The sequence below is a fragment of the Enterobacter sp. 168J2 genome, from assembly GCF_034107265.1.
GTDB lineage: Bacteria > Pseudomonadota > Gammaproteobacteria > Enterobacterales > Enterobacteriaceae > Enterobacter > Enterobacter nematophilus.
The window spans coordinates 1-5960 of the sequence record NZ_JAWNEB010000026.1 but is presented as its reverse complement, the minus strand read 5'-3'; the positions used below and the strand labels follow the sequence as shown (position 1 = coordinate 5960).

General features: G+C 44.5%; 6 protein-coding genes and 2 pseudogenes. 4 read left to right on the top strand and 4 right to left on the bottom strand.

Annotation, left to right across the window (positions count from 1 at the left end; all coding sequences use genetic code 11):
- Positions 1-196 precede the first annotated feature (196 nt).
- Positions 197-739 carry an NAD(P)H-dependent oxidoreductase gene (locus tag USG84_RS23945; protein WP_123061115.1) on the top strand — a complete coding sequence of 181 codons (543 nt, stop codon included), beginning with the start codon at positions 197-199 and terminating at the stop codon, positions 737-739.
- 135 nt (positions 740-874) lie between these two features.
- Here the strand turns inward: USG84_RS23945 and USG84_RS23940 are convergent.
- Positions 875-2082 (bottom strand): IS3 family transposase gene (locus USG84_RS23940; protein WP_123061146.1). Its coding sequence is split into 2 segments (ribosomal slippage): positions 875-1761 and positions 1761-2082, totalling 1209 coding nucleotides; the frame shifts between segments, so codons are not numbered across the junction.
- 105 nt (positions 2083-2187) lie between these two features.
- On the opposite strand from USG84_RS23940, the pseudogene USG84_RS23935 reads away from it, so the two are divergent.
- A pseudogene (locus tag USG84_RS23935) lies at positions 2188-2259 on the top strand (IS1 family transposase); the annotation flags it as partial.
- Positions 2260-2289: 30 nt separating this feature from the next.
- Here the strand turns inward: USG84_RS23935 and imiR are convergent.
- Complete coding sequence (gene imiR / locus USG84_RS23930) at positions 2290-3174, bottom strand: LysR family transcriptional regulator ImiR/NmcR (RefSeq protein WP_089600865.1); 885 nt, start codon at positions 3172-3174, stop codon at positions 2290-2292.
- Between the two features lie 141 nt (positions 3175-3315).
- Here imiR and USG84_RS23925 point away from each other — a divergent pair, with 141 nt between their 5' ends.
- Both USG84_RS23925 and USG84_RS23920 read left to right on the top strand, forming a co-directional pair.
- On the top strand, positions 3316-4194 hold the full coding sequence (locus tag USG84_RS23925; protein WP_032491237.1) for a carbapenem-hydrolyzing class A beta-lactamase IMI-2: 879 nt from the start codon (positions 3316-3318) through the stop codon (positions 4192-4194).
- Positions 4195-4239: 45 nt separating this feature from the next.
- A complete protein-coding gene (locus USG84_RS23920) occupies positions 4240-4740 on the top strand; it encodes a DUF1566 domain-containing protein (RefSeq protein WP_089600867.1) in 501 nt (166 codons plus the stop codon).
- Here USG84_RS23920 and USG84_RS23915 read toward each other — a convergent pair.
- Both USG84_RS23915 and USG84_RS23910 read right to left on the bottom strand, forming a co-directional pair.
- Positions 4737-4883, bottom strand: coding sequence for an IS1 family transposase (locus tag USG84_RS23915; protein ID WP_265095234.1), 147 nt, complete (start codon positions 4881-4883; stop codon positions 4737-4739). The genes USG84_RS23920 and USG84_RS23915 overlap by 4 nt on opposite strands.
- A gap of 33 nt (positions 4884-4916) precedes the next feature.
- Positions 4917-5849 (bottom strand): annotated as a pseudogene (locus USG84_RS23910) (Tn3 family transposase); the annotation flags it as partial.
- Positions 5850-5960: the final 111 nt, after the last annotated feature.

Here is a 5960-nt window from a genome sequence, read left to right as displayed (position 1 = left end):
CCATCGGTTGACTCCTTCTAAGATAATTGTCTGATTAACCATTACCTTACCGGATAAGCCGATGGCTCTCACCATCCTTCCGAATTTACACCACGCACTAAGACTCTACCCACGTCGGTAAAACTAGTTGACGTCTAATACCCCAGCACAGTTATCATAATATAAATTAACTTTTACCTCTAAGGCATCTCGATAAATGATCATTGTTGTCGTTGCACATCCCAACCTCGAAGAATCTATTTTAAATAAAAGTCTGGTGGAAAAACTTTTAAACGAGAAAGACATTGAAGTTCTTGATCTTTATGAGCGCTACCGCCACGCAACCTATAATGGTCTGCCTGATGATAAGTTAGAGGAAGATCGCCAAAAGTTGCTTACGGCAAATACTATCGTTTTGCAATTTCCTTTCTATTGGTATTCCACTCCAAGCTTATTGAAGCAGTGGATTGATGACATCTTACTAAGCGGTTGGGCACATCATGGAGGCGTGGAAGGCAAAGATTATGCTCTTGCTTGTAAGTCGCTGTTGCTCGCTCCGACAACAGGTGGATCTAAAAGCTCCTATGGCCCAGAGGGCTACAACATGTATTGGTTTTACGACTTCATGGTACCTTTCGTGCAAACGGCGAGAACCTGCAAAATGCGTTTTATTGATCCATACGTCATTTATGCCGATCAATTTAAGCCGACAGAAACACCCAATGAGTATGTTGAGTTCATCCGGTCAATTGGCCAATAAATTCTGGGTCTGCCGCTCAGTGGAACGGGAAGAAAAAATCCCTTATTTTTCAGATAAATTTTACAAATAAAGTATGTGGTTATAGGGGTCTGAAGCCCTGATCTTGACCCGCCATCTCCAGACAGCTTTTGTATCTTAAGTTAACGATGCCCGCAGGCGCCGGTATTCTCTCGGGGAGTGATATCCCAGTGCGCTGTGCGGATGGTTTTCATTGTAATGATTGAACGCCTCAGCAAGGTTCTGCAACGCCGTTCGCACATTCGGTTTTGGCATGAACGCGATGTAGTCTTCCTTCATCGTCTTTACGAACCGTTCGGCCATACCGTTACTCTGTGGACTGCTCACTGCCGTTGTGCAGACTTCCAGATTCAGATCTGCGGCGAACTTGCGCGTGTCATGCGCCGTATACGCCGAACCGTTGTCTGTCAGCCACTGCACCGGCTTGTCCGGGAGCATCGCTCCGAAGCGCTTCTCCACGGCTCCCAGCATCACGTCCTGTACGGTCATGCTGTCATAGCCGCCGGTGCTCGCGGCACAGTCTATGGCCTCTCTGTCGCAGCAGTCCAGCGCGAACGTCACGCGCAGTTTTTCGCCGTCGTCACATCCGAACTCGAAGCCGTCTGAGCACCAGCGCTGGTTGCTCTCTGCTACCGCGATTTTACCGTTATGCTCGCGCTGAGGCCGTTGTGGTTTGTCATGCAGCAGCAACAGATTATGCTCGCTCATCACACGGTAAACCCGTTTGGCATTCACCGGGGGAAGACCTTCATCGCGAAGCTGTCTCCGCATTATTCCACACACCCGGCGATAGCCATAGCTGGGCATATCGCTGATGATACCGAGGATGCGCGACAGGACCTCTGCGTCTGCTTCCTCATCTCGCCGGAGAGTGCGCCCGTCCTGCCAGTCGGCAGAACGGTGAACCCGCAGTGATAATTGCGCACGCGACACGCCCATAATGCTGCTGACCTGGGCTATTCCTTGTCCTTTGGCAACAAGGGCGCATGCGCTATCCATTTTCGGGCCTGTCCGTACTCCACGGCTTCTTTCAGGATCTCTACTTCCATCGTCTTCTTACCCAGAAGGCGCTGAAGCTCACGGATCTGCTTGTTTGCGGCGGACAGCTCTGATGCCGGAACGACATCTTCTCCGGCAGCAACGGCAGTCAGGCTGCCTTCCAGATACTGTTTTTTCCACTTAAATAGCTGGCTGGGCTGAATGCCATGCAAACGAGCAACATGGGAGACGGTCATCCCCGGCTCCATGGTCTGCCGGATAATGGCAATTTTTTCCTGCGGAGTCTTACGCTTGCGGAGCTCCTGCCCCAACAGTATTCCTGTCATCTCAAAATTAGAACCAGTATTAGACATATGTTTAAGCCTATCTCTTATTTTAAGATACATCTACTGTCTGGTGTTTCTCGGGGCCGCCCCACGCAACCTGAGAACCGCAGAACCATCTGCTTCTCCCGCTCTGTTGAGCTACATGAAAAAGTCATTGGTGCTTTTATCGGAAAATAAATGTTCTACTAACTGGAGGCATCACCGGATTTATTTAAGTACAAACTCTCTGCTATACTCGATAATCCATTCTTTAAAAACATTAAGTGCTTTACTATTATGATTAACCCGAGATTTCTGTAAAGTCAGCCAATAACCGCCAAGCGTGACATAAATTTCAAAAGGTTTTTCTACGGAGCGCTCATTTAATTCTTTTTGAAACATATGATAAGGAGCTAATGCTGCATAATCACCTAATTTTACAGCATCTATCATATGTCTTGTAGAATCAAAGATAGGCCCGTTAACAGTCCAAGAGTCGATCCCAGCAGCTTTAAACCAATTATTCCATTCATCCTTTCTATAGGAACGCAGTAAGCAAACTTTTTTTAAGTCTGATGGAATGCACAGTTTCTTGGATGTTTCCGGGGAACATAATACTGTATGCGGCGCCTGAAAGAGTAAAATATTTTCCGTATTAATCCAGCCGCCTGTTCCAAATCTAATAGATGCATCAATACCTTCTGCGGCAAGATTGACAACGTTATTATGCGTTAAAATTCTAATATCAATCCATGGATTTTCATTAAGGAACTCAGTAATCCGAGGAAGGAGCCAACCTATTGCAAAAGTCCCAACGACAGCAATAGTAAGCACTTCTTTAATCTTACCTTCATGGAATTTATCCATGGCAGAACTCATCATCTGCAAAGCTTCTGTAATCGAAGGCAAAAGATGCAGGCCTTCGTCTGTCAACTGTAACCCACGCGGTACTCTTGTAAAAAGAGCCACACCAAGCATCTGTTCAAGTGTTCTGACTTGCTGGCTTACGGCAGCCTGGCTTACATGAAGCTCTAGTCCGGCTTTAGTAAAATTTAGATATCTTGCAGAAGCTTCAAAAGCTCGTAATGCATTTAAAGGTAATCTGGCACGCATAGTAACCCAAAGAAAAAGTTATGACTGTATAAAAATTATATTGCTTCAAAGGAAAAATAACAACTGTATAATCGCCCTCTGTTGAAAGTTAATAACCGCTATGTCCTAGTTAATATAGAAAATTGTATATAAGGTAAAAGCATGTCACTTAATGTAAAACCAAGTAGAATAGCCATCTTGTTTAGCTCTTGTTTAGTTTCAATATCATTTTTCTCACAGGCCAATACAAAGGGAATCGATGAGATTAAAAACCTTGAAACAGATTTCAATGGTAGAATTGGTGTCTACGCTTTAGACACTGGCTCAGGTAAATCATTTTCGTACAAAGCAAATGAACGATTTCCATTATGTAGTTCTTTCAAAGGTTTTTTAGCTGCTGCTGTATTAAAAGGCTCTCAAGATAATCAACTAAATCTTAATCAGATCGTGAATTATAATACAAGAAGTTTAGAGTTCTATTCACCCATCACAACTAAATATAAAGATAATGGAATGTCATTAGGTGATATGGCTGCTGCCGCTTTACAATATAGCGACAATGGTGCTACTAATATTATTCTTGAACGATATATCGGTGGTCCTGAGGGTATGACTAAATTCATGCGGTCGATTGGAGATAAAGATTTTAGACTCGATCGTTGGGAGTTAGATCTAAACACAGCAATTCCTGGCGATGAACGTGACACATCTACACCTGCAGCAGTAGCTAAGAGCCTGAAAACCCTTGCTCTGGGTAACATACTTAATGAGCGTGAAAAGGAAACCTATCAGACATGGTTAAAGGGTAACACAACCGGTGCAGCGCGTATTCGTGCTAGCGTACCAAGCGATTGGGTAGTTGGCGATAAAACTGGTAGTTGCGGAGCATACGGTACGGCAAATGATTATGCGGTAGTCTGGCCAAAGAACCGAGCTCCTCTTATAATTTCTGTATACACTACAAAAAACGAAAAAGAAGCCAAGCATGAGGATAAAGTAATCGCAGAAGCTTCAAGAATCGCAATTGATAACCTTAAATAAACCTAACTGTAGCCATCACTTCATTGTGATGGCTTAAATTTCATCATGAAAACAATGAAAATCTTCATCTATTTATCATTAACTATGAGTAGTTTGTCTACATATGCTCAGTGTGATTTCATCACCGAAAATTCGACAGTGATAGATATTAAAAACAACCTTGAATGGCAGGCTTGCACTTTCGGCATGCAATGGAATAAAGAGAATGGATGTACTGGAGAACCAACTCCCCTTACTTTGAGTAAAGCTATTGGTGAAGCAACAAAACAAGGGAATGGGTGGAGACTGCCAGGTATCGAGGAATTATCTTTACTATCATCAAATAGCTGCCTTAAAAATGACCTTTTCAAATCATATTTTGACATACCCCAAGATAATGGTGAAGGAGCATCGCCTTATTGGAGTTCAACGCAAATTCAAAGCATACCTTACTTGTATTATACATTTGACATGATCAATCATTATATTGATGGCCATACTATTGAAATGACTTATCCTTTTCGATTTGTCAGAGATGTAATGGTCCACGGTGATGCCTCCAGTTAGTAGAACATGTATGTTTCGATAAAAGCACCAATGACTTTTTCATGTAGCTCAACAGAGCGGGAGAAGCAGATGGTTCTGCGAGCCAGACGCTTGATGGTTAGGAGACTGGAAAAGCGTTTTAAAAATATCCTGACCATGAACATGGGCTCCGTTTGGGAAACGGAAAATATTGTACGTTAAGATGATTTTTTGTACTGACTGACATCAACTGGCCGCAAAGGACGATACTTCCCTTCAGCCAGCTTTTTATTGTTTCGCCAGATATAGTCTCCCGTCAGATTAATGTGCTCCCAGCCCAGCGGAGACAAGTGTGACAACAACTGATCATTGATATGTAGCCCTTTCTTTTTCAGTAAATTAATGGCGTTTTCTATATACACGGTATTCCACAATGTAATCGCGGCAGTGAGCAGCGTAAGTCCACTGGCGCGGTAACTCTGGTTTTCCAGACCACGATCCCTTATTTCGCCCAGCCGATGCATGAAAACGGCTCTGGCAAGGGCATTACGGGCTTCCCCTTTGTTTAGTCCTGCCTGAACTCTGCGACGTAATGAAGGATCGCGGAACCAGTCCAGCATAAACAGTGTTCGTTCAATGCGACCGATTTCCCTCAGCGCTTTGGCAAGCCCATTCTGTTTCGGATAGCTGGCCAGTTTTTTCAGCATCAGAGAAGCAGTCACGGTTCCCTGCTTTATTGAGGTCGCCAGCCTCAGAATTTCATTCCAGTGTGTTTCTATCTCTTTGATATTCAGTGGTGTTGTGGAAATAATTGACTGTAGAGCCGGATATTTATCAACCTTCCCATGAATAAACAACCGCTTGTCGTGAAGATCCCGGATCCTTGGTGCAAAAGCGAACCCCAGCAGATGCATCAGCGCGAAAACATGTTCCGTGAAACCTGCCGTATCAGTGTAGTGCTCCGTTATTTCAAGATCACTTTCGTGATACAGCAGGCCATCAAGTACATGAGTGGAGTCACGCACCCGACTAATCACTTTGGTGTAAAACGGGCTGTACAGGTCTGAAATGTGCGTATAAAACTGTACCCCAGGCTCCTGCCCGTACTTCAGATTGACCTGGCCCGCATAGCGGCCATGGCTGCCAACCCGAGGTCGAGTCCGTCAAGGTGGTGTAAATTCAGTTACAGCTTTCCGGTCCGGCAATGAGCCTGTTATGCGCTGATTGGCAGCGCGTCGATTACTTCGGTTTCAGCGAGCTGG